Here is a 21,075-nt window from a genome sequence, read left to right on the forward strand (position 1 = left end):
ATTGACACGGTCGGAGTCCGCTGCTGAGAATGCCCCCGAGAACGAATTGTCCGGCGGGGGAGAAACCACATGGGCGACACCATCCTCGTCGATTTCCACGGACCGGGCGCCGGGGTGGGGGAGCTGACCTGGGGGCAGCGCACGGTGTGGCGGGCGATCGCGCTCACCGGGCAGTCGGAGACCATGGGCGGCATCGTGGAGCTGCCGCCGGGGATCACCGTCGAGCACACCACCCGGGTCCTGCGCTACGTCATGGGCAGGCACCAGTCGCTGCGCACGCTGCTGCGGTTCGACGCCCCCGACGGCGGCCCGCGCCAGGAGGTCTTCGCCTCCGGCACGATCGGCCTGGAGGTCGTCGACGCCGGGGACCGCGACCCGGCGGCGGTGGCCGTGGAACTGCGCAAGCGCTACGAGGCAACGGGTTTCGACTCCGCGAAGGAGTGGCCGGTGCGGATGGGCGTGGTCGTCGTCGACGGCACCCCCACCCACTCGGTGGCCGTCTACAACCACCTGGCGCTCGACGCGCACGGCATGGAGGCGCTCATCGCCGACCTGGCCACCATGGACCCCGAGACCGGTGCGGCCACGGTCCCGCTGACCGCCGTGCAGCCGCTGGAGCTGGCCCGCCAGCAGCAGCGCCCGCACGTGCGCCGCAACAGCGCCTCCGCGCTGGACTACTGGGAGCGGGTGCTGCGCACCGTGTCCCCGCTGCGCGTCGAGGGCACCTCCGACGACCCGCGCTCCCCGCGCTGGGGCACCGTCGAGTTCACCTCGCCCGCCGCCCTGCTGGCGGGCCGCGCGATCGCCGCCCGGCTGGCCACCGACACCTCCCCGGTGCTGCTCGCCGCCTTCGCCACCGCGCTGGCCACCACGATCGGCAACAACCCGGTGGCCCTGCAACTGGCCGTCGGCAACCGCTTCCGCGATGCCGTGCGCGACTCGGTGTGCACCATGGCCCAGACCTGCCCGCTGCTGATCGACCTCGCGGGCGCGACCTTCCCGGAGGCGGTCGCCCGCGCCCGGCGGGCGGCCGTGGTGACCTACAAGTACGCCTACTACGACCCCGAGCAGCGCGCCGCCATGGTCGCCTCGGTCAAGGAGGACCTGGGCGTGCCGGTCGAGCTGGACTGCTACTTCAACGACCGCCGCCCGCCAGGCAGGCAGGAGCGGTTCGCCGAGGTCGCCACCCCCGCCGAGATCGAGGCCGCCCGCGCGCTGTCGACCCACGAGTGGACCAAGTGGACGGACAGGCCGAGCCCGCTGCTCTACCTCAACATCGACGAGGAACCCGGCGCGCTGCGCTTCGGCCTGGCCGGTGACACCCACCGCGCCTCGCCCGCCGCCCTGCTGGGCGTGCTGACCGAGGTGGAGTCGGTGCTCGTGGCCGCCGCCACCGACCCCGGCGGGGCCGTCGCGTGACGGCGCTGCTGGAGGTCGCCGCGCACCTGCCGCCGACCGGGTTCCCGATCGAGGACCTGGCCGACCGGCTGGGCCTCAGCGACCGGCAGGTCCGGCTGTTCCGCCGCTTCCACGGCCTGGCCGAGGTCCGCCTCGACCCGGGCGGCTCGCTGCTGGACCTGCTGCTCGCCGCCGCCGCGCGCCTCGACGGACTGGCGGGCAACGAGCACCGGGTCAGGTACGTGGTGCACGCCAGGGGGATGCCGGTCGCGGTGCCCTACCCGCACAACCCGCTGCGCGAGCTGTGCCGCGCGCTCGGGCTCGACCACGCCCTGTCGTTCACCCTGACCCACCAGGCGTGCGCCACCGGCCTGCTCGCCGTGGACGCGGTGGGCCGGATGCTCGCCGCCGACGGCGACCCGGACGCGCTGGCCCTGGTGCTGGCGGGGGAGAAGACCTACACCCCGGACGCGCAGCTCGTGCCGGAGACCGCGATCTTCGGCGAGGGCGCCGCCGCAGCACTGGTGTCCACGGGGGACGGACCGGGGCGTGGTGACCGGTTGCTCGCCTACGCCACCAGCGCGCACGGCGAGTTCGACGGCAGGCTCCGGGTCGACCGCGACCTGGCCGTGCGGTTCCAGGACGAGTACCCGCGGCTGCTGGCGGAGGTGCTGCTGGCCGCCGTGGACAAGGCCGGGCTGACCCTGGACGACATCGCGCTGCTGCTGCCGCACAACGTCAACGCCGTCTCCTGGCGGCGGGTGTGCCAGCGGATCGGGTTCCCGGTGCGGCGGGTGGTGCTGGACAACGTCGCCGTCGTCGGCCACAGCTTCGCCGCAGACCCGTTCCTCAACCACCGCACCGCCGTCGACGGCGGGCGGCTGGCACCGGGCGACCGGTACCTGGTCGGCGCCGCGGGCCTGGGCGCCACGTTCTCGGCCATGGTGCTCCGACGCGACCCGGACGGGCCGACCCAAGACAGCGCAGACCAGGACAACACGGACCAGGACGGCGTGAGAGCGAGAGGGAACCGATGACACAGGTTGCGGACCTGCGCGGGCAGGTCGTGGAGAGCATCGGCCTGCTGCTGCCCAGGGTGCTCAAGCGCGAGGTCCCCGACCTCACCCCGGGCACCCGGCTCTTCAGCGAGCTGGGCCTCAGCTCGGCGGGCACGCTGGAGCTGCTGCTGGAGCTGGAGGACACCCTGGAGCTCCAGATCGACGTGGAGGACATCGACCAGGCCGACCTGGAGACCGTCGCCACCCTGGCCGAGTACGTCGCCACGCACACCGTCGCGGACGAGTGATGCTGACCGTCGGCCCGCCCCCCGCGGTGGCCGCCGCCGCGCCGCGGCTGTCCGGCGCGCTCGGCAGGGTGTTCACCGACACCTCGCCGACCGCGTGGGACCCGGCGCTGCGCCCGTTCCTCGCCGACCTGGTCCGCCCGTTCGGCACCGGTCTGCGCGAGGACCTGCTCGCCGACGGCGCCGGGCACTCCTTCGGCGAGATGGCCGAGGCGCTGCTGCCCGACCTCGTCGGCGACCGGGAGCCGGTGGACCTGCTGGTGCTCGCCTACGCCCTGCACGACCTGCGGCTGGGCCGGTCCACCGCGGCCCACCTCAGCGACCGCTGCCCCGGCCGCCCGGCCGCGTTCGCCGTGTGCGACCAGGGTTCCGCCGCGGCCTTCACCGCCGTGCGGCTGATCGAGTCCTACTTCGCCAGCGGCGCCTGCTCCCGGGCGGTGCTGCTGGTGGTGGAGCAGTCCGCGCTGCACTACGACCTGGCCGTCCCCGCGCCGCTGCCGGACCGGCACACCGCGGTCGGGCTGCGCTTCGACACCGAAGGCGCCCCGCTGACCGTCCGCCAGCGCACGGCGGTCGAGCCCGCCCGGGTCGCGGCGGTGCTGGCCGCCGAGGTCGCGGCGCTGCGCGGCGACCGCGCCGACACCACCCTCATCGCCTGCGCCCGGCTCGCCGGGCTGCTGCCCCCTGCCGTCGCGGACGTGGTCGTCGCCGCCGAGGGGCAGCCCTGCACCGGGGTCTGGTACGAACTGGCCACCGGGCGCCCGGAGGGACTGGTGCTGCTGGCCGAGTACGAGCCGGGGGCGGGCGTGCTCAGCCTGTCCGCGCTCGACGTGCCCGCCCCGGTCCGCCCGCTCGCCGACGCCCGGGCGGTGGCCGGATGACCAGCGTGCACGTCTGGCTCGTTCCCGACCTCCCCGACGCCGTCCTGGACCGGCTGGAAGGCGTGCTCGACCCCGAGGAGCGGCGCCGCGCCGCGGCGCTGGACCCGCCGCGCCGCCGGGAGTTCGTCGCCGCGCACGGCGCCGCGCGGGCCGTCGTCGGCAGGCGGCTGGGCCTGGCCCCGGCCGAGGTGCGCTGGCGGATCGGCGCGCACGGCAAACCGGAGGTGCCCGGGGTCAGCGTCAGCCTGTCCCGCTCCGCCGGGGTCGCCATGGTGGCGCTCACCCGCGACCGGCCGCTCGGCGTGGACCTGCAACGCCTGCTGCGCACCGACGCGGTCCGCACCGCCGAGAGGTTCTTCGCCGCCGAGGAGGCGCACCGGGTGCGCGCCGCCGCCGCGGCCGAACGCCCCGCCCTGCTCACCCGCCTGCTCACCCGCAAGGAGGCGTGCGTCAAGGCCGCGGGCGGGCGGCTGTTCCCCGGCCTGCGCCGCGCGGTGCTCGACCGGGACGTGGTCCAGCAGGCGGACGGGGGCCGGTACCGGGTCCGCGACCTCACCGCACCCGCGGGCTTCGCCGCCGCCGTCGCCGTCGGGGGCACGGCGCCGTACCGGGTGCGCGCACACCGATGGCACGAACGGGAGACCCCATGACCAGCACCATCCCCGACGCGAACCCCACCGCCCCGGTGCCGCCGCGGGTCCCGGAGAGCGGCCTGCCGATCCCCACCGCCGTCCCCGGGGTCTTCCTCTACCCGGAGGCGTTCGAGCGGGTGGTCGACGCGCTGCGCGCCGGGGTGGCCCGGCTGGCCGCGACCGAGCCGTTCCAGCGGCTGGTCGTCCCGCCGGTGATCTCCCGGGCCACCATCGAGCGCGCGGGCTACGTGGAGGCGTTCCCGCAGCTGCTCGGCACCGTGCACGGCTACCGGGGCACCGCGTCGGGCTGGGCCCGGCTCCGGCCGCTGGTCGAGGCGGGCGGCGACTGGCACGCCCAGCAGGAGATCCGGGACCTGGTGCTGCTGCCCGCCGCCTGCTACCCGGTCTACGCCGCGCTCGCGGGGACCGCCGTCGACACCCCGGCCAAGGTCACCGTGGAGGCCACCTGCTTCCGCGACGAGGCCACCGGCGAGGCCGGGCGGCTGCGCTCGTTCCGGATGCTGGAGCTGGTCACCGCCGGGGCCGAGGAGCACTGCCTGCGCTGGCGGGCGGACTGGCTCGACCGGGTCGGCCGGTGGTTCACCGACCTGGGGCTGGCGCCGGTGGTCGAGGTGGCCGACGACCCGTTCTTCGGTCCGGGCAAGAAGGTGTTCCAGGCCGCGCAACGCCTCCAGGAACTCAAGTTCGAGCTGAAGGTGCCGGTCGCCGACGGCGTGGTGCAGGCGGTGGCGTCGGCGAACCACCACAAGGACCACTTCGGCGTCGCCTTCGACCTGACCGCCGACGCCGCCCCCGCGCACACGGCGTGCCTGGCCTTCGGCCTGGAACGGCTGGCCCTGGCGCTGATCCACGCGCACGGCGACGACGCCGCGGCCGTGCTGGAGGCGACCACGTGAGCGTCCTGCACGACCGGGCCCCCGGCACCGGGGCCGACAGCACGGCACCGGACAGCGCGGCGCTCTACCGGACGATCCGGTTCATCCGCCGCTTCGAGGAACGCGCGGTCGAACTGGTCAAGGCGGGCGAGATCCGCAGCGGCATCCACCCGTGCATCGGGCAGGAGGCCGTCGCCGCGGGCGCCGTCGCCACCCTCGACGCCGACGACGTGGTGCTCTCCGGTCACCGCGGCCACGGCCACCTGCTGGCCAAGGGCTGCGACCCGGCCCGGCTCATGGCGGAGATGGCGGGCCGCGCCACCGGGGTCGACCGCGGCCGCGGCGGGTCGTTCCACCCGTCGGACTTCTCCGCGAACGTCTTCAACGCCACCGGCACCGTCGGCCACGGCGCCGCCATCGCCGCGGGCATCGGCTGGGCCGCGGCGACGGCGGGTTCCCCGCGCGTGGTGCTGAGCTTCTTCGGCGACGGCGCGGTCAGCCAGGGCGCGCTGCTGGAGGGCTTCAACCTCGCCGCGCTGTGGCGGCTGCCGGTCGTCTACGTCTGCGAGAACAACGGCTACGCCACCACCCTGCCCGCCGGGGCCGCCATCGCGGGCACGGTCACCGGCCGCGGCGAGGCGTTCGGCATCCCCTCGTCCTCAGTGGATGGGCAGGACGCGGAAACCGTGTACGCCGCCGTGCGCGAGGCGGTGGCCCGCGCCAGGTCCGGCGGTGGTCCCTCGCTGCTGGAGATGCGGACCTACCGCTACCACGGCCACCACACGTTCGAGCTGAAGACCCGGCTCAAGTACCGCGACCAGTCCGAAATGGACAGTTGGTTGGCCAGGGACCCGCTGGTGATCCAGGCGGCCCGGGTCGCCGAGGACGAGCGCGCCCGCGTCGACGCCGAGGTCGAGGCGCGGCTCGACGAGGTGGTCCGGTTCGCCGTGGCCAGCCCGTACCCCGACCCGGCCACCGCCACCGACCACCTGCACACCGGCGGACCGCGCCCGCGGCCCGGGTTCGTCCGGTGAACCCCGCCGGGGAGGAGTGACACCGTGCCCAAGCTGTCGTACCTCAAGGCCCTGCACCGCGCGCTCCGCGACGAGATGGACCGCGACGAGTCGGTGTTCGTGCTGGGCGAGGACATGAACTTCGCCCTCACCAACACCACCTCGGGCTTCCTGGACCGCTACGGCCCCGACCGGGTGCTGGAGATGCCGCTGTCGGAGCAGGGCTTCACCAACTTCGCCACCGGCGCCGCGCTGGCCGGTCGGCGCCCGGTGGTGGAGTTCCAGATCCCGTTCCTGCTGCTGCTGGTGTTCGAGCAGATCACCAACCAGGCCAACAAGTTCCTGCTGATGAGCGGCGGGCAGCGCAGCGTCCCGGTCACCTACCTGATGCCCGCGGGCGGGCACCGGCCCGGCTGGGGCGCCCAGCACTCCGACCAGCCCTACAGCCTGTTCGCGCACATGGGTGTCAAGACGGTCCTCCCGGCCACCCCCACCGACGCCTACGGCCTGCTCACCACCGCCATCCGCGACGACGACCCGGTGGTGGTGATCGGCCCGCTGGCCTGCCTGGGCGTCCGCGAGGACGTCGACCACGCCGACCTGGTCCCCGTCCCGCTGGGGAAGGGCCGCATCCACCGCGCGGGCACCGACGTGACCCTGGTGGCCACCGGGCACCTGGTGCACGAGGCCATCGCCGTCGCCGACGACCTCGCCGGGGAGATCTCGGTGGAGGTGTTCGACCCGCGCACGGTGTACCCGTTCGACTGGGACCTGCTGGCCGAGTCGGTCGGGCGCACCGGGCGCCTGGTCGTCGCCGACGACACCAACCGCTTCTCCGGCCTGGGCGCGGAGGTCCTGGCCACGGCCGCGGAGGAACTGCCGCTGCGGGTGCCGCCGAAGCGGGTGAGCAGACCGGACGGCGCGGTCGTGGGCGCCGCCCCGGAACTGGACGCGGTGTTGCAGCCGACCCGCGAGCAGATCGCCGACGCCGTCCGCTCGGTGCTGAAGAAGTCGGGCTGGGGCACGTGATGCCAACACTCCCGGCGGTCGAGCGGGTCCCGGTCCCCTTCCGCGGCGGCGGCGCGGGCACCGGACCGCTGACCTGGGGGCAGATCGGCATCTGGCAGGCCATCGCCGGGTCCGGCGAATCCCGGACCACGGGCGGGTCCACCTCGATCGCGGGCCTCGGGCTCACCGTGGCCGACCTCACCGACCTGCTCGCCTACATCATGCGCAGGCACCCGGCGCTGCGCACCCGGCTCGTCCTGCGCGCGGGCGCCGACCCGCTCCAGGTCTGCTCGGCCGAGGGCGAGGTACCCCTGGAGGTCGTCGACGCGGGCGGCACCGACCCGGCCGAAGTTGCCGCCGCCCTGGAGGAGCGCTACGCCACCGTCCCGTTCGACTACGAGCACGAGTGGCCGGTGCGGATGGGCGTGGTCCGCGTCGGCACCGAGCTGACCCACATGGTCGCGGTCTACCTGCACCTGTCCATGGACGCGGGCGGCCTCGCCGCGCTCATCGCCGACATGGCCGCCCGAGACCCCACCACCGGGCAAGGCCCGGACCTCGACGCCGTGTCGCCGCTGGAACAGGCCGCGCAGCAACAGCGGCCCGCCGCGCTGCGCCAGTCCGCAGCCGCGCTGCGCCACTTCGAACGGGTGCTGCGCACCGCCCCGGTGAGCCGGTTCGGCCCGCCCCGGCACACCGACCCGGTGCCGTACCGGATGATCCGCTACCGCTCGCCCGCCACCCGGCTCGCCGTGGATGCGGTGGCCCGCCGGTCCGGGGTGAGCACCTCGGCGGTGCTGCTGGCCTGCTTCGCGGTCGGCCTGGCCCGGGTCACCGGGTCCAACCCGGTGCTGGCGATGCTCATGGTCGGCAACCGCTTCCGCCCCGGCTTCGCCCGGTCGGTGAGCACCCTGGTCCAGATCAGCCCGTACCTGATCGACGTCGGCGACACCACGATGGCCGAGGCGGTCGCCAGGGCGGCGCGCAGCACGATGAACGCCTACAAGCACGCCTACTACGACCCCAACCACCAGGACGAGGTCCTGGCCCGGGTCAACGGCGAACTGGGCACCCCGTTCGACTACTCCTGCTTCTACAACGACCGCCGCGCCGCCGACCGCATCGCCGAGGACGCCCCCGACCCCACCCCGCAGCAGTTGGCCGCCGCCCTGGAGCGGTCGCAGGTGCACTGGGAGGGCGAACCGGGGATGCCGAGGCAGAAGCTGTACCTGCACATCGACGACCCGGTCGACCCGGCCACCGGCGAGGCGGTCGTCGACTTCGTGCTGTCGGTGGACACCCGGTACTTCACCGCCGCCGACACCGAGGCCGTGGTGCGCGCGGTCGAGGCCGCCGCCGTGCTGGCCCACACCGACCCGGGCGCCCGCACGGGCGTTCCCGCCACCCCCGCCGAACACACCGGCCAGGCACCCGAGGAGGTGTCCGCATGATCGAGATCAAGTGACCCCGCCGTGAACCCGCCATCCGCCGCCGAGCACCGGCCAGACCCCGGGAGGTGCGCACATGATCGAGATCAAGTGAACCCGGCGACCGCCGGTCTGAGGCCCGGCCCGCCGACCCCCGTTGTGGGGGCGTGTCCCGCCCGCCCCCACAACCCACCACCGCCCGATCGGCGCACCGCCCGCCTGTGCGCAGGTCCACGCGGACTCAGCGCACCGGAGCGCCCGCACAGGAACGCCCGCACCGGAAACTGCTGGCGCCTGCCCTCAAAGCCACCCAGCCACCCTCCACTCCCTGGCCCGGCCCCAGTCACCCCGAACCCCACCGGCGCAGCGAAAGCCAGTCACCCCGAGCCCTGCCGGCGCAGCGACAACCGGCCACCCCCGCCAACCCCACCAATCGGCCACCCGGCCACACCGAACCCCATCGGCGCAGCCGTCAACCACCCCGGAAACCGCAGGCCCGGTGACCGACTGCCCGGGTGGGTGGATGTGTTTGGGTGGGGGTGGCGATCATGTGCAAGCCTGCCCGGGCTGTGGGGCATCTCTTCAGCCCCACTCGGTCACACTGGGCACATGATCGCCATAGGGGCCCCGCCCGAACACATCCACCCAGCCGGGCACCCCCAACAAACGACCGGACACGCCCCAGAGACCAGTCCCCGACGTGTGCCAGATCGCGGCCGGACCTGCCGCACCCGACCGCTCAGCCAGCCCTGAGCACCTCGATCGCGGCCTCGGCGATCACCGTCTCCATGACCACCGGCAAAGCCAGCAACTCCTCCGGGCTCAGGTACTCGGTGTCGCCGCACACGGTGAACACCGTGCCCGCGTCGGTGTCGTCCACGTGCAGGTACAGCGTTTCCCCGGTCCGCGCCGGGAACGGCCAGTGTTCCCACTCCGCCGTCCCGCGCCCCAGGGCCGCCCGGATCTCCGCCGCAGAAGCGGTCGCCGGAACGTCCCGAACCCGCCTGCGGTCGTTGAACAGCACATCGGTGTGCACCTGTTCGCCGCGTTCGGCGGACACCGAATCCAGCAGCGCCAACCGTTGCACCGGGTCGTGGTAGGCGTTCTTGTACGCGTGCAGCGACGCCCGCCAGGCGTTGCCGACCACCGCGCGGAAGTCGGTGCCGGTGTCGATGGCGCACAGCCCGAACTGGCTCACCGCGCCGATCGACTCGGCCAGGTCCGAGCGGAACCGGTTGTGCACCACCAGCCGCACCACCGCCGTCGCCGCCCCGGTCAGCCGGGCCACCGCCACCGCGTACGCCGCCAGCAGCACGTTCCCCGTGCCCTGCCCGGTGTTCTCGGCCAGCACGGCCGCCCCCAGCGCGGCGGCGGGGGAGGTGTGCAGCAGCTTGCGGTAGCCCACCCCCGGGCCGCTGCGCCCGCGCGGGAAGCGGCGGGCGGGAACCTCGCGCAGCAGGGTGCGCCAGCGCCGCAGCGCCCGGTCGCTCTGCGCGGTCCCGGCGGGGGAGTTCTGCCACCGCGCCTGCTCGCGCGGGGTCTGCCCGGTCGCGGGGCCCTTCCCGGCGACCTGGGCCAGGAGCAGGTCGAGGCCGCCGAGGTCGATGGTCAGGTGGTTGTAGAACGCCACCGCGTGGGTGAGCGCATCGCCGTCCACCACCATCGCGGTGCGGATCGGCCAGTCGTTGACGCAGTCCACCCCGCGCTCGTCGTACCGGGCCAGGACGCCGCGCGCGGTGGCTTCCCCGTCGCCGCCCACGACGGGCACGACCTCCATCTCGACCTCACCCCCGGCGGCCACCACCTGCTCGGCCAGCGAACCGCCCGGGCCGATGGTGAACCGGGTGCGCATCGCCTCGTGCCGCACCAGGTCCCGCAGCACCCGGGCGCCGTCGTCGACGGTGGTGCCGGGCGGCAGCGGGACCAGCCCGCGCAACGAGATCACCGTCTCGGGCCCGCCGATGCACCACACCTCCCGCTGCCCCCACGACGACGGCGCGGAGCCGCCCGGCAACCCCTCGAACGCGACCCGGACCGTCTCCACGGCGACCTCCGTCCCTTCCGGTCACCCTCCCGCGTGCCGGGCGGGCGGACAAGACTCCACTCAGCCGCAGCGGCCCCGTTCTCGTCCCCGCCTCGGAAACCGGGGCGTTTTCGGGTCTCGGATTCCGGCGATCCGGCCGGTACCGTGGACCGGAACATTCCAGATAACGGCACTATCTCGATGGTGCATCGGTTTCAGGAGGTCCTGTGCGGGGACGGTTGGTCCGGGTCGCGGTCGCGGCGCTGGCGGTGCTCGGGCTGGCCTTCGCGGTGCCCACCGGGGGCCCGGCGTCCGCGCTCGGCTTCGACGCGAAGCTCCAGGTGATCCCGGTCGAGGGCGGGGTGTCGCTGGAGGCGCTCGTGCTGCGCCCGTGGGGCAGTGGACCGCACCCGCTGGTGGTGTTCATCAGCCCGTGGTCGATGGACTGGACCCAGAACACCCTCCCCGCGGTGACCCTGGCCAACAAGGGCTACACCGTCGTCAGCTACGTCACCCGGGGCTTCAAGAACTCCGGCGGCGAGGTCGGCGTGGCGAGCCCGACCGACGTGCGCGACACCAGCACCGTCATCGACTGGTCCCTCGCCAACACCGCCTCCGACGCCACGCGCATCGGCGTCTACGGCCTGTCCTACGGCGCGGGCATGGGCATCCTCGCCGCCGCCAAGGACGACCGCATCAAGGCCGTGACGGCCCTCAGCGGCTGGTACGACCTGCCCGCCTCCTTCGCCCGCGACGGCGTGCGCAGCGCCTCGGCCGGGAAGCTGCTCCACGACTCCGGTCGGGCGGGCGGTCGCCTCAGCGCCGAGACCGACCTGCGCCTGCGCCAGGTGGTCGACCCGGCCCTGTCCGACGCCGACTACGCCGACCTGGTGGCGTGGGCGGAAGTCCGCTCGCCCAAGACGTACCTGGCCGAGCTGAACGCCAACAAACCGGCGATCCTCATCGAACAGGCCTGGGGCGAGACGGCCTTCCCGCCCGGCCCCATGCTCGACTTCTACAACGCCTACCGGGGCCCCAAGCGCGTCGAGTTCCGCCCCGGCGACCACGCCACCCCGGAGATCCCCGCCCTGATGGGCCTGCCCACCGGCGTGCTCGACCCGGTCTACCGCTGGCTGGACGCGTACGTCGCGGGCACCGACAGGTCGATCACGACCGAACCGGACCTCCAGTACACCCCCCGCCCGGTGGCCCGTGGCACCGAGAGGTACACCGACACCACCTCGGCCTTCGGCACCCCCAAGCGCTACCGGCTCACCGAGAACGCCCTGACCACCTCGACCGCGACCGGCCCCGCCTGGTCGAGGTCCATCGCCACCGACACCGACAGCGCGGTCTCCGGCGGTCAGGCCATGGTCACCGGCACCCTCCAGACCTTCCTCCTGGAACCCAGCCCGATCGACGTCAGCGCCCTGGACCGCGCGGTTGCGGCGGTCTGGTCCGCCGAACCCACGTGGACGGCCACGACCCGCATCCGCGGCGCCGCCGCCCTGCACCTGCCCTACACCCCGTCGGCGGCCAGGGGCACCCTCGTCGCCTACCTCCTCGACATCGACCACCTGGGCAAGGCCCGCATCATCGGCTATGCCCCGCACGCCTGGGCGAACGCCGCCCCCGGCCGACCGCGCGCGGCCGACTTCGCCTTCCAGCCCACCGCCTACGACCTGGACCCCGGCCACCGCCTCTCGGTCGTGGTGGACGGCAAGGACACCCTCTTCGTCGACGCCAACCAGCCCGGCAGCGGCGTCACCCTGACCAGCGCAGGCGGCGCCCACCTGGACCTGCCCGTGAAGTGAGCCGGGACCGGTTAACAACACGTGTCACGGGCGTGCCCGGCGGTTCCGCGTGATAGACCTTGGCCCATGCACCTGACGCCGCACGAGCGGGACAAACTGCTCGTCCACGTCGCCGCCGACGTCGCCAGGCGGCGGCTGGAACGCGGGGTCGTCCTCAACTACCCGGAGGCGGTCGCGCTGATCACCGACCACGTGCTGGAAGGCGCGCGGGACGGGCGATCGGTGGCCGAGCTGATGTCCAGTGGACGGTCGGTGCTCTCCCGCGAGCAGGTGCAGGCCGGGGTGCCGGAGATGATCGACTCGGTGCAGGTCGAGGCGACGTTCCCGGACGGCACCAAGCTGGTCACCGTGCACGACCCGATCCCGTGATGGAGGGCCAGTTGATCCCCGGTGAGGTGATCCCCGGCGCGGAGCCGGTCGAGCTGAACCCCGGGCGCCCCCGGGTACGGGTGACCGTCCTCAACGCCGCCGACCGGCCGGTGCAGGTCGGGTCGCACTACCACTTCGCGGCGGTGAACCCCGGGCTGGAGTTCGACCGCGAAGCCGCGCACGGCCACCGCCTGGACATCCCGGCGGGCACGTCCGTCCGGTTCGAACCGGGGGTGGACCGGGAGGTGGACCTGGTGCCGATCGCGGGCAACCGGGTCGTGCCGGGGCTGCGCCCGGAGTGGGCGGGGGAGCTGGACCGATGACCGGACTGGACCGGGCCCGCTACGCCGCGCTGTACGGCCCCACCACCGGCGACCGCATCCGGCTCGCCGACACGAACCTGCTCATCGAGGTCACCGAGGACCGCAGCCGGGGCCCCGCGGCGGGCGACGAGGTCCTCTTCGGCGGCGGCAAGGTCATCCGCGAGTCGATGGGCCAGGCCAGGGCCACCCGCGCCGAGGGCGCCCCCGACCTGGTCATCACCGGCGCGGTCATCCTCGACCACTGGGGCGTGGTCAAGGCCGACGTCGGCGTGCGCGACGGCCGGATCGTCGGCATCGGCAAGGCGGGCAACCCCGACACCATGGACGGGGTGGACCCGGCGCTGGTCATCGGCCCGTCCACGGAGGTGCTGGCGGGCAACGGCCGGGTGCTGACCGCGGGCGGCATCGACTGCCACGTCCACTTCATCACCCCGACCATCACCGACCAGGCGCTGGCCTCCGGCCTGACCACCCTCATCGGCGGCGGCACCGGCCCGGCCGACGGCACCAAGGCCACCAGCCTCACCCCCGGCTCCTGGAACCTGGGCCGGATGTTGCAGGCCATGGACCACCAGTCGGTGAACGTGCTGTTCCTGGGCAAGGGCAACACCGTCAGCGAGGAAGCCCTGCACGAGCAGTTGCGCGGCGGCGCGGGCGGCTTCAAGCTGCACGAGGACTGGGGCACCACCCCGGCGGCGATCGACACCTGCCTGACCGTGGCCGACCGGTCCGGGGTGCAGGTCGCCATCCACACCGACACGCTCAACGAGGCCGGTTTCGTCGAGTCCACCCTGGCCGCGATCCGCGGCCGGTCGATCAACGCCTACCACACCGAGGGCGCGGGCGGCGGGCACGCGCCGGACATCATCCGCGTGGTCGGCGAGGCGAACGTGCTGCCGTCGTCGACCAACCCGACCCGGCCGCACACGGTCAACACCATCGACGAGCACCTCGACATGCTGATGGTCTGCCACCACCTGAACCCGTCGATCGCCGAAGACCTGGCCTTCGCCGAGTCCCGCATCCGGCCCTCGACCATCGCCGCCGAGGACGTGCTGCACGACCTGGGCGCCATCTCGATGATCGGCTCGGACTCCCAGGCCATGGGCCGGGTCGGCGAGGTGATCATCCGCACCTGGCAGACCGCGCACGTCAACAAGGCCCGCCGCGGCGCGCTCGCGGGCGACGGCGCGGCCGACAACCTCCGCGCCCGCCGCTACGTGGCCAAGTACACGATCAACCCGGCCATCGCGCACGGGATGGACACCCACATCGGCTCGGTGGAGGTCGGCAAGCTGGCCGACCTGGTGCTGTGGGAGCCGAAGTTCTTCGGCGTCCGCCCACAGGTGGTCCTCAAGGCGGGGTTCATCGCCTACGCCGCGATGGGCGACGCGAACGCCTCCATCCCCACCCCGCAGCCGGTCCTGGCCCGCCCGATGTACGGCGCGGCCCCGACGGCCGCCGCCGCGAGCAGCCTGTACTTCGTCGCCGCCGAGGCCGACGAGGACCTGGCCGACCGCTGGGACCTGTCCACGCCGCTGGTCGCCGTCACCGACACCCGGCGGGTCGGCAAGCAGCACATGCTGCGCAACGACGCCACCCCGGACGTCCGGGTCGACCCGGACAGCTTCGCCGTGACCATCGACGGCGACCCCGTCGAGGCGGACCCGGTGGCGGAACTGCCCATGGCCCAGCGCTACTTCCTGTTCTGAGCCCGGAATGGACATCAGCGCGCTCGTGCTGGCCGACTCCCGCTACCCCGGCGGCGGCCACGTGCACTCCGGCGGCCTGGAGGAAGCGGTGTCGCGCGGCCTGGTGCGGGGGGAGCGCGAACTGCCAGGGTTCCTGTTGGGACGGTTGCGCACCGCCGGTGAGCTGGCGGCCGTGTTCGCCGCGGCGGCGGCCCTGCTGCCGACCGACTGGGCCGGGTTGGACGCGGAACTGGACGCCCGCACACCCTCGCCCGCGCAGCGGATCGCGTCCAGGGCGCAGGGGCGCGGCACGATGCGCGCCGGTGTCCGCGCCTGGCCGTCGCCGGTGCTCGACGCCCTGCTGACTGCGGTCCCCCGACCGCACCACCCGATCACCCTGGGCGCCCTGACCGGGGTCGCGGGCGGGACACCCGCCGACGCGGCGGCGGTCGCGGGCTACCTCGCGGTCAGCGGCCCGGCGAGCGCCGCCGTCCGCCTCCTGGGCCTGGACCCGTTCGCCGTCAACGCCATGGTCGCCGACCTGTCCGCGGAACTGCGCGCCCAGGCCACCCGCGCCGCGGCCACGGCGGCACTGCCCGCGGCGGACCTGCCCGCCCCCGGTTCCCCGGGCCTGGACCTGCTCGCCGAATCCCACGCCCGCCACCACAAGGAAGAGGTACGGCTCTTTGCAAGCTGACCAGCACGGCCACGAACACAGCCACGGGCACGGGCACGGCCACACGCACACCGTGAACTTCGACCCCACGGCCACCGACCCGGACGCCCACGAGCCCACCCCGGCCACGGGCCGCGCCTTCCGCATCGGCATCGGCGGCCCCGTCGGCAGCGGCAAGACCGCCCTCACCGCCGCACTCTGCCGGGCACTGACGGAGGTCCGGCTGGCCGTCGTCACCAACGACATCTACACCACCGAGGACGCCGACTTCCTCCGCCGGGCAGGCGTCCTGGACACCGACCGCATCGAGGCGGTCCAGACCGGGGCCTGCCCGCACACCGCCATCCGCGACGACATCACCGCGAACCTGGACGCGGTCGAGGCGCTGGAGGAACGCCACCCCGGCCTGGAACTGGTCATCATCGAGAGCGGCGGCGACAACCTGACGGCGGTGTTCAGCCGGGGCCTGGTGGACGCCCAGGTCTTCGTGGTCGACGTGGCGGGCGGCGACAAGGTCCCCCGCAAGGGCGGCCCCGGGGTGACCACGGCCGACCTGCTGGTGATCAACAAGACCGACCTGGCCCCGCTGGTCGGCGCGGACATGGGCGTCATGGTCTCCGACGCCCACCGGATGCGCGGCGACCTGCCCGTGGTCACCCAGTCCCTGGTCGAGACCCCCGACGCGCCCGACGTCGCGGCCTGGGTCCGCGGCCTGCTGCGGTGATGCGCGCCCGGGCCCGCCTGGTGGTCGAGGCCGTCGGCCCCAGGTCGGTCGTCCGGGTGCTGGAGTCCGCGGCGCCGCTGACCCTGCTCCCGCAGCGGGGGACCCGGGGGGCGGCGGTCGTCCACCTGGTCAACTCGGCGGCGGCGCCGCTGGGCGGCGACCACCTGACCCTGTCGGTGGAGGTGGCCCCGGGAGCGTCACTCCGCCTGGTCGGCGTCGCGGCCACGGTCGCCCTGCCCGGCACCGGCCGCAGCGCCACCCACCTGCACCTCGTGGTCGGCGACGGGGCGACCTTCGAGCACCTGCCCGAACCGACGGTCGTCACCCGCCACGCGAACCACCACGCGACCCTGACCGCGGAACTGACCGGCACCGCCCGCCTGCGCCTGCGCGAAACCCTGGTCCTGGGCCGGAAATCGGAGGCCCCGGGCCACCTGACCACCGAAACCCACATCACCCACGACGCGTGCCCGCTCCTGCGCCAATCCCTCACCACCGGCGACCCCGCCACCGATCAGGCGACGGCGGGCCTGGCCGGGCACAAGGTCCTCACCACGGAGATCTCCCTGGGAACCCCACCACCCGCCGCCCCGCTCAGCGGCGACTGGTGGTCCCTGGTGCCCCTCGGTCCCGCGACAGACCCGCGGGGCCACCTGGCCACCGCCCTGGGCCCGGACGCGGTCACCGCGTCCGCCCGCCTGGGCGCCGCGCTGGCCGCCGCGACGGGGTGCTGACCGTCGACGAAGGGGGGACCGCCGCCCGATCGGCGGCCACCCCGGTGGGTCAGCGGTTCTGGAGGATGCGGCTGCCCAGCCACCCGACGTAGCCGAGGAGGCCGACGAGGCCGAGCTTGCGGGTCTTGGCGTTGCTCACCGCGAGGCCCAGGGCGAGTTCGGTCGCGCCGTTGCGCAGCACCCACTGCTTGGTGTCGCTCGGGAACGCCTTGACCGTGATCGGCACGAAAGCCTTCGGCGCCACGAAGTGCGCCGCGCCGGTTCCCGCCAGCACCAAACCGGCGGTCTTGGCCGACAGAGCCATCTCGGCCCCCTTTCCTCGACAGTGAGTCCACCCGGACCCTACCCAGCAGTAGGTCCAAGTGGAAGGACCGGGCCGAGGCCGGTCACCGCTCGTCGGCGGGACCGGACCGGGCGGCGTGCGCGGGCTGGTTCGCCAGGAGGTCCACCGCCCGCCGGGACGGCGAACCGGCCTCGGTGGTGTAGACGAACAGGGTGGTGTCGGGGTCACCGGGCAGGGTGAGGGTCTCGTACTCGACGGTCAGCTCCCCCACGAGCGGGTGGCGCAGGCGCTTCGAGCCGTGGGTGCGCTGGTGGACCCGGTGCTGCTCCCACCACCGGTCGAACTCGCGGCTGCGTTCGCGCAGCTCGGCGACCAGCTCGGCCGCGGCGCGGTCGTCGGGGTCGCGGCCGACCTCGAACCGCAGGCTCTCCACCGCGGCCCTGGCCTGGTCCGGCCAGTCCACGAACAGCGCCCTGGCGTCCTCGTCCAGGAACATCCAGCGCGCGTAGTTGCGCTGGGCGGGCGGCATCCGGTCGAAGTCGGCGAACAGCGCCCTGGCCACCCGGTTGGCGGCCAGGACGTCGGTGCGCCGCCCCAGGACGAGCGCGGGCTCACCGTCGAGGGAGTCGAGGAGCTGGTGCAGGCCGGGGCGCAGGCGCTGCACGCCCCGCGCCCGCCCACCGGTGGCCGGTGCCGCCGTCTGCCCGATGAGGTCCGCCAGGTGGGCGCGTCCCGCCGCGTCGAGCCCGAGGGCACTGCCGATCGCCTCCACGACGGCTGTGGAGGGCACGATGCGCCGCCCCTGCTCCAGCCGGGCGTAGTAGTCGGTCGACACCCCGGCCAACCGTGCGACCTCCTCGCGGCGCAGGCCGGGCACCCGGCGCAGGCGACCGTCCGGCGGCAGACCCGCCCGGGACGGGTCCACCTGGGCGCGGGCCCGCCGCAGGAAATCGGCGAGTTCTCGATTGACACCGACCATGGCCCCCAGTGTTCCCGATCCCGTCGCCGCCTGCCTGGACCTCCGCGTCCCAGGTTGCCGAGTCCCAGGTCGCACAGGGCGCGTTATGCGCCCCCGGAGCGGGTCCCGGTGCGCCACGCTGGAGTCACGCCCGCACCGGGCACCGCCCGGACGGCGCAGTCCACGAACCACCCGCGAAGGACAAAACCATGAGCAAGGTCCTGATCGTCATGTCCGCCGCCGACACCTGGGAGCGCACCGACGGATCGTCTTACCCGACCGGCTACTGGGCCGAGGAGGTCGCGGCACCGCACCAGCGCTTCGTCGAGGCCGGTTTCACCGTCGACTTCGCCTCCCCGGGCGGGGTCCTGCAGCCGCTCGACCGGCACAGCGCCGACCCGGAGGTCGCCGGGGCGGACTGCGGCGGGTATGTGGAGCACGCCGAGCGGGCCCTGCGCGAGTTCGGGCCGCTGCTCGACCTCGCCGAGGTCGACATCGATGACTACGCCGCGGTGGTGCTGCCCGGTGGGCACGGGCCGGTGGTCGACCTGCACCAGGACCCCGACCTCGGTCGCCTGCTCACCGCGGCGGACGCGGCGGGCAAGCCCATCGGGGCCGTCTGCCACGGCCCGGCGGCCCTGCTGTCGGCTGTGGACCCCGAAGGCCGGTGGCTGTTCGCCGGTCGGCGGATGGCGGCCTTCACCGACGAGGAGGAGCGGTTGTTCGGCACCGCGGAAGCCGCGCCGTGGCTGCTCGCCAGCCGGTTGCGCGAACTGGGCGCCGAGCACCTCGCGGGACCCGCCTACGAGGCGTTCACCGTTCAGGACGGGAACCTGATCACCGGCCAGAACCCCGCGTCGAGCGCCCCGATGGCCGAGGCCGTGATCGCCGCGCTCACCCGGCCCGACCACGAGCCCGTCCACTCCGGCTGAGCCGGTTCCCCGACGGGCCCCAGCCGCCCGCACCGCGTTGTCCGGCTGACCGCGCCGGTGCGGTCAGCGCGGTGCCCGAACGCGCCTGTGCCGCCGAGATGTCGGGTCTCGGCGGCACAGGCGCGTTCGGGGCGGAGGGTCAGGCCGTAGCGGGTTCGGCTTCCTCTGCGGCCTCTTCCGCCTTCTGTCGCTCCATGCCGGTGGTGGTCAGCAGCGGCTTCTCCTTGATGAACAGGATCGCCACCACCGTGATGACCGACAGCGCCGCCGCCACCAGCAGGATGGTCGCCGTCGCGTCCCCGTAGGCGGCGCGCACGACCTCGGCGATCGGCCCGGGCAACTGGTCGAGGTTCCCGATCCCGGCCGACGAGGACCCCGCCGGGACCCGCACGCCCGCCGCGGCGAGGCCGTCGGTGGTCAGCGAGGAAACCCGGTTCGCCAGGATGGCGCCCAGGACGGACACGCCGACCGTGCCACCCAGGGAGCGGAAGAACGACACGGTGGAACTGGCCGCACCCAGGTCGGTGGCGGCGACGGTGTTCTGCACCGCCAGAACCAGGTTCTGCATGGTCATGCCCAGGCCGACGCCCAGCACGAACAGGAACGCGCCGAGCAGCACCATGTCGGTGGTGTGGTCGATCGTGCCGAGCAGGCCGAAGCCCGCCACCATCAGGATCGAACCGGCCACCAGGAACGACTTCCACCTGCCCAGCCGGGTGATCAGGATGCCCGACCCGGTCGCCGACAGCATCGACCCGATGATCATCGGCAGCGTCAGCAGACCCGCCGCGGTGGGGGAGTAGCCCCGGGCGATCTGGAAGTACTGACCGAGGAAAACCGCGCTGCCGAACAGCGCGGTGCCCACGGCGATGCTGGCGATGGTCGCCAACACGGTGGTCCGGTCCCGGAACAGCCGCAGCGGGATGATCGGCTCAGCGGCCCTGGTCTCCACGAACACCGCGGCGGCCAACAGCACCACCCCGAGCCCGACGAGCAGCAACGAGGTCGACGAGCCCCACGCGAACTGGTTGCCCGCCAGCGTCACCCAGATCAGCAGCGCACTCACACCCGCGGCGATCAGCGCGGCACCCAGGTAGTCGATCCGCACCTGCCGCTTGACCAACGGCAGGTTCAACGTCCGCTGCACGACAAGCAACGAGATGACGGCCAACGGCACGCACACGAAGAAGCACCACCGCCACCCCAGCCAACTGGTGTCCACGATGACCCCGCCCAGCAGCGGCCCGCCGACCGTGGCGACCGACATCACCGCCGAGATCGGCCCGGTGTACTTCCCCCGCTCCCGAGGGCTGATCATCGCCGCGATCACGATCACCACCAGCGACTGCAACCCGCCCAGGCCCAGCCCCTGCAACACCCGCCACGCGATCAGCGTCTCGACCGAGTGCGACAGCCCCGCCAGCACCGAGCCGACGGTGAAGATCCCGATGGCGAGCTGCACCAGCAGCTTCTTGCTGATCAGGTCGGCCAGCTTCCCCCAGATCGGGGTGCTGGCGGTCGAGGCGAGCAGGGTCGCGGTGATGACCCAGGTGTACTGGCTCTGCGTGCCGTGCAACTCGCGGATGATCGTCGGCAGCGCGTTGGAGACGATGGTGGAGGACAGGAACGCGGTCATCATCGCCAGGAGGAGCCCGGTCAGGGCCTCGATCACCCGGCGGTGGTCCATCCGGCCGCTCTCCTCGGCGGTGAGCGGCCTGGCGGCTGCCCCAGTGGACATGGTCAAAGACTTCTCCTACACGTGATTGCGGGCTGGCCCCGGCCGGAGCCGGACGCTCTGCGGGGCGTTGGTCCTGGACACCTGCCCCCAATCGGTTGATAGATGCAACTATAGGTTGATTGGTTGTGGAACGCAACTACTCGGGATGTGACGTGGCGGACGGTCGGGTCGCCGCGAGGGGCGTGCTGGGTGAAGCCCGCTGCGACCTCGGTCGTAGCAGGGGTGGTCGAACCGGGTGGTCCCGCGCGGCAG

General features: G+C 73.7%; 21 protein-coding genes. 17 read left to right on the forward strand and 4 right to left on the reverse strand.

All coding sequences use genetic code 11. The annotated features are described in order from the left end of the window. Positions 1-69 precede the first annotated feature (69 nt). From L6E12_RS09220 to L6E12_RS09260, 9 genes are read left to right on the forward strand one after another with little or no spacing between them, the layout of a single operon-like run. Positions 70-1,419, forward strand: a complete 1,350-nt coding sequence (locus tag L6E12_RS09220) for a condensation domain-containing protein (RefSeq protein WP_236227479.1) — start codon at positions 70-72, stop codon at positions 1,417-1,419. Next, positions 1,416-2,435, forward strand: coding sequence for a 3-oxoacyl-[acyl-carrier-protein] synthase III C-terminal domain-containing protein (locus L6E12_RS09225; protein ID WP_236227480.1), 1,020 nt, complete (start codon positions 1,416-1,418; stop codon positions 2,433-2,435). The genes L6E12_RS09220 and L6E12_RS09225 overlap by 4 nt, the downstream gene beginning before the upstream one ends. Next, positions 2,432-2,704, forward strand: a complete 273-nt coding sequence (locus L6E12_RS09230) for a phosphopantetheine-binding protein (protein ID WP_236227481.1) — start codon at positions 2,432-2,434, stop codon at positions 2,702-2,704. The genes L6E12_RS09225 and L6E12_RS09230 overlap by 4 nt, the downstream gene beginning before the upstream one ends. Beyond that, positions 2,704-3,582, forward strand: coding sequence for a hypothetical protein (locus L6E12_RS09235; protein WP_236227482.1), 879 nt, complete (start codon positions 2,704-2,706; stop codon positions 3,580-3,582). Before L6E12_RS09230 ends, L6E12_RS09235 begins: the two co-directional genes overlap by 1 nt. Further along, a complete protein-coding gene (locus L6E12_RS09240) occupies positions 3,579-4,232 on the forward strand; it encodes a 4'-phosphopantetheinyl transferase superfamily protein (RefSeq protein WP_236227483.1) in 654 nt (217 codons plus the stop codon). Before L6E12_RS09235 ends, L6E12_RS09240 begins: the two co-directional genes overlap by 4 nt. After that, entirely contained in the window at positions 4,229-5,131 is a 903-nt protein-coding gene (locus tag L6E12_RS09245) for an aminoacyl--tRNA ligase-related protein (protein WP_236227484.1), read from the forward strand. Before L6E12_RS09240 ends, L6E12_RS09245 begins: the two co-directional genes overlap by 4 nt. Further along, positions 5,128-6,144: a thiamine pyrophosphate-dependent enzyme gene (locus L6E12_RS09250; protein ID WP_236227485.1), complete on the forward strand. Its 1,017-nt coding sequence runs from the start codon at positions 5,128-5,130 to the stop codon at positions 6,142-6,144. The genes L6E12_RS09245 and L6E12_RS09250 overlap by 4 nt, the downstream gene beginning before the upstream one ends. A 24-nt stretch (positions 6,145-6,168) precedes the next feature. Continuing rightward, positions 6,169-7,152: an alpha-ketoacid dehydrogenase subunit beta gene (locus tag L6E12_RS09255; protein ID WP_236227486.1), complete on the forward strand. Its 984-nt coding sequence runs from the start codon at positions 6,169-6,171 to the stop codon at positions 7,150-7,152. Further along, positions 7,152-8,582: a condensation domain-containing protein gene (locus tag L6E12_RS09260; RefSeq protein ID WP_236227487.1), complete on the forward strand. Its 1,431-nt coding sequence runs from the start codon at positions 7,152-7,154 to the stop codon at positions 8,580-8,582. Before L6E12_RS09255 ends, L6E12_RS09260 begins: the two co-directional genes overlap by 1 nt. 715 nt (positions 8,583-9,297) lie before the next feature. On the opposite strand, the gene L6E12_RS09265 is transcribed toward L6E12_RS09260, so the two are convergent. Then, positions 9,298-10,602, reverse strand: coding sequence for a hypothetical protein (locus L6E12_RS09265; RefSeq protein WP_236227488.1), 1,305 nt, complete (start codon positions 10,600-10,602; stop codon positions 9,298-9,300). A 206-nt stretch (positions 10,603-10,808) separates the two neighbouring features. On the opposite strand from L6E12_RS09265, the gene L6E12_RS09270 reads away from it, so the two are divergent. The 7 genes from L6E12_RS09270 to L6E12_RS09300 all read left to right on the forward strand — a co-directional run bounded on the left by L6E12_RS09270 (position 10,809) and on the right by L6E12_RS09300 (position 16,912). Continuing rightward, positions 10,809-12,395: a CocE/NonD family hydrolase gene (locus tag L6E12_RS09270; protein WP_236227489.1), complete on the forward strand. Its 1,587-nt coding sequence runs from the start codon at positions 10,809-10,811 to the stop codon at positions 12,393-12,395. Positions 12,396-12,461: 66 nt separating this feature from the next. Next, positions 12,462-12,764 (forward strand): urease subunit gamma, encoded by a 303-nt coding sequence (locus tag L6E12_RS09275; protein ID WP_236227490.1) that lies wholly within the window; start codon positions 12,462-12,464, stop codon positions 12,762-12,764. Between the two features lie 11 nt (positions 12,765-12,775). Continuing rightward, on the forward strand, positions 12,776-13,087 hold the full coding sequence (locus tag L6E12_RS09280) for an urease subunit beta (RefSeq protein ID WP_035285677.1): 312 nt from the start codon (positions 12,776-12,778) through the stop codon (positions 13,085-13,087). Next, entirely contained in the window at positions 13,084-14,799 is a 1,716-nt protein-coding gene (locus L6E12_RS09285; RefSeq protein ID WP_236227491.1) for an urease subunit alpha, read from the forward strand. The genes L6E12_RS09280 and L6E12_RS09285 overlap by 4 nt, the downstream gene beginning before the upstream one ends. A gap of 7 nt (positions 14,800-14,806) precedes the next feature. Further along, positions 14,807-15,475: an urease accessory protein UreF gene (locus tag L6E12_RS09290; RefSeq protein ID WP_236227492.1), complete on the forward strand. Its 669-nt coding sequence runs from the start codon at positions 14,807-14,809 to the stop codon at positions 15,473-15,475. Further along, the gene (ureG, locus tag L6E12_RS09295; RefSeq protein ID WP_236227493.1) at positions 15,465-16,178 is read left to right on the forward strand and encodes an urease accessory protein UreG; all 714 of its coding nucleotides are present in this window, start codon (positions 15,465-15,467) and stop codon (positions 16,176-16,178) included. Before L6E12_RS09290 ends, ureG begins: the two co-directional genes overlap by 11 nt. Next, entirely contained in the window at positions 16,178-16,912 is a 735-nt protein-coding gene (locus L6E12_RS09300; RefSeq protein ID WP_236227494.1) for an urease accessory protein UreD, read from the forward strand. The genes ureG and L6E12_RS09300 overlap by 1 nt, the downstream gene beginning before the upstream one ends. A gap of 49 nt (positions 16,913-16,961) precedes the next feature. On the opposite strand, the gene L6E12_RS09305 is transcribed toward L6E12_RS09300, so the two are convergent. Both L6E12_RS09305 and L6E12_RS09310 read right to left on the reverse strand, forming a co-directional pair. After that, positions 16,962-17,216 (reverse strand): hypothetical protein, encoded by a 255-nt coding sequence (locus L6E12_RS09305; protein WP_035285582.1) that lies wholly within the window; start codon positions 17,214-17,216, stop codon positions 16,962-16,964. Positions 17,217-17,298: 82 nt separating this feature from the next. Beyond that, complete coding sequence (locus L6E12_RS09310; protein ID WP_236227495.1) at positions 17,299-18,174, reverse strand: helix-turn-helix transcriptional regulator; 876 nt, start codon at positions 18,172-18,174, stop codon at positions 17,299-17,301. Between the two features lie 188 nt (positions 18,175-18,362). Between L6E12_RS09310 and L6E12_RS09315 the strand changes: the two genes are divergently transcribed. Then, positions 18,363-19,085 carry a type 1 glutamine amidotransferase domain-containing protein gene (locus L6E12_RS09315; RefSeq protein ID WP_236227496.1) on the forward strand — a complete coding sequence of 241 codons (723 nt, stop codon included), beginning with the start codon at positions 18,363-18,365 and terminating at the stop codon, positions 19,083-19,085. 139 nt (positions 19,086-19,224) lie between these two features. Here L6E12_RS09315 and L6E12_RS09320 read toward each other — a convergent pair whose 3' ends face one another. Next, entirely contained in the window at positions 19,225-20,823 is a 1,599-nt protein-coding gene (locus L6E12_RS09320) for an MFS transporter (protein ID WP_236227497.1), read from the reverse strand. Positions 20,824-21,075: the final 252 nt, after the last annotated feature.

This window comes from Actinokineospora sp. PR83 (genome assembly GCF_021056305.1).
GTDB classification, from domain to species: Bacteria; Actinomycetota; Actinomycetes; order Mycobacteriales; family Pseudonocardiaceae; genus Actinokineospora; species Actinokineospora spheciospongiae.

Bases quoted from the DNA above. Each gene is read 5' to 3' on its own strand.
- L6E12_RS09220 (WP_236227479.1), top strand. From the start codon at position 70: ATGGGCGACACCATCCTCGTCGATTTCCACGGACCGGGCGCCGGGGTG.
- L6E12_RS09230 (WP_236227481.1), top strand. From the start codon at position 2,432: ATGACACAGGTTGCGGACCTGCGCGGGCAGGTCGTGGAGAGCATCGGC.
- L6E12_RS09235 (WP_236227482.1), top strand. From the start codon at position 2,704: ATGCTGACCGTCGGCCCGCCCCCCGCGGTGGCCGCCGCCGCGCCGCGG.
- L6E12_RS09240 (WP_236227483.1), top strand. From the start codon at position 3,579: ATGACCAGCGTGCACGTCTGGCTCGTTCCCGACCTCCCCGACGCCGTC.
- L6E12_RS09245 (WP_236227484.1), top strand. From the start codon at position 4,229: ATGACCAGCACCATCCCCGACGCGAACCCCACCGCCCCGGTGCCGCCG.
- L6E12_RS09260 (WP_236227487.1), top strand. From the start codon at position 7,152: ATGCCAACACTCCCGGCGGTCGAGCGGGTCCCGGTCCCCTTCCGCGGC.
- L6E12_RS09275 (WP_236227490.1), top strand. From the start codon at position 12,462: ATGCACCTGACGCCGCACGAGCGGGACAAACTGCTCGTCCACGTCGCC.
- L6E12_RS09285 (WP_236227491.1), top strand. From the start codon at position 13,084: ATGACCGGACTGGACCGGGCCCGCTACGCCGCGCTGTACGGCCCCACC.
- L6E12_RS09290 (WP_236227492.1), top strand. From the start codon at position 14,807: ATGGACATCAGCGCGCTCGTGCTGGCCGACTCCCGCTACCCCGGCGGC.
- L6E12_RS09300 (WP_236227494.1), top strand. From the start codon at position 16,178: ATGCGCGCCCGGGCCCGCCTGGTGGTCGAGGCCGTCGGCCCCAGGTCG.
- L6E12_RS09305 (WP_035285582.1), bottom strand. From the start codon at position 17,216: ATGGCTCTGTCGGCCAAGACCGCCGGTTTGGTGCTGGCGGGAACCGGC.
- L6E12_RS09310 (WP_236227495.1), bottom strand. From the start codon at position 18,174: ATGGTCGGTGTCAATCGAGAACTCGCCGATTTCCTGCGGCGGGCCCGC.
- L6E12_RS09315 (WP_236227496.1), top strand. From the start codon at position 18,363: ATGAGCAAGGTCCTGATCGTCATGTCCGCCGCCGACACCTGGGAGCGC.
- L6E12_RS09320 (WP_236227497.1), bottom strand. From the start codon at position 20,823: ATGTCCACTGGGGCAGCCGCCAGGCCGCTCACCGCCGAGGAGAGCGGC.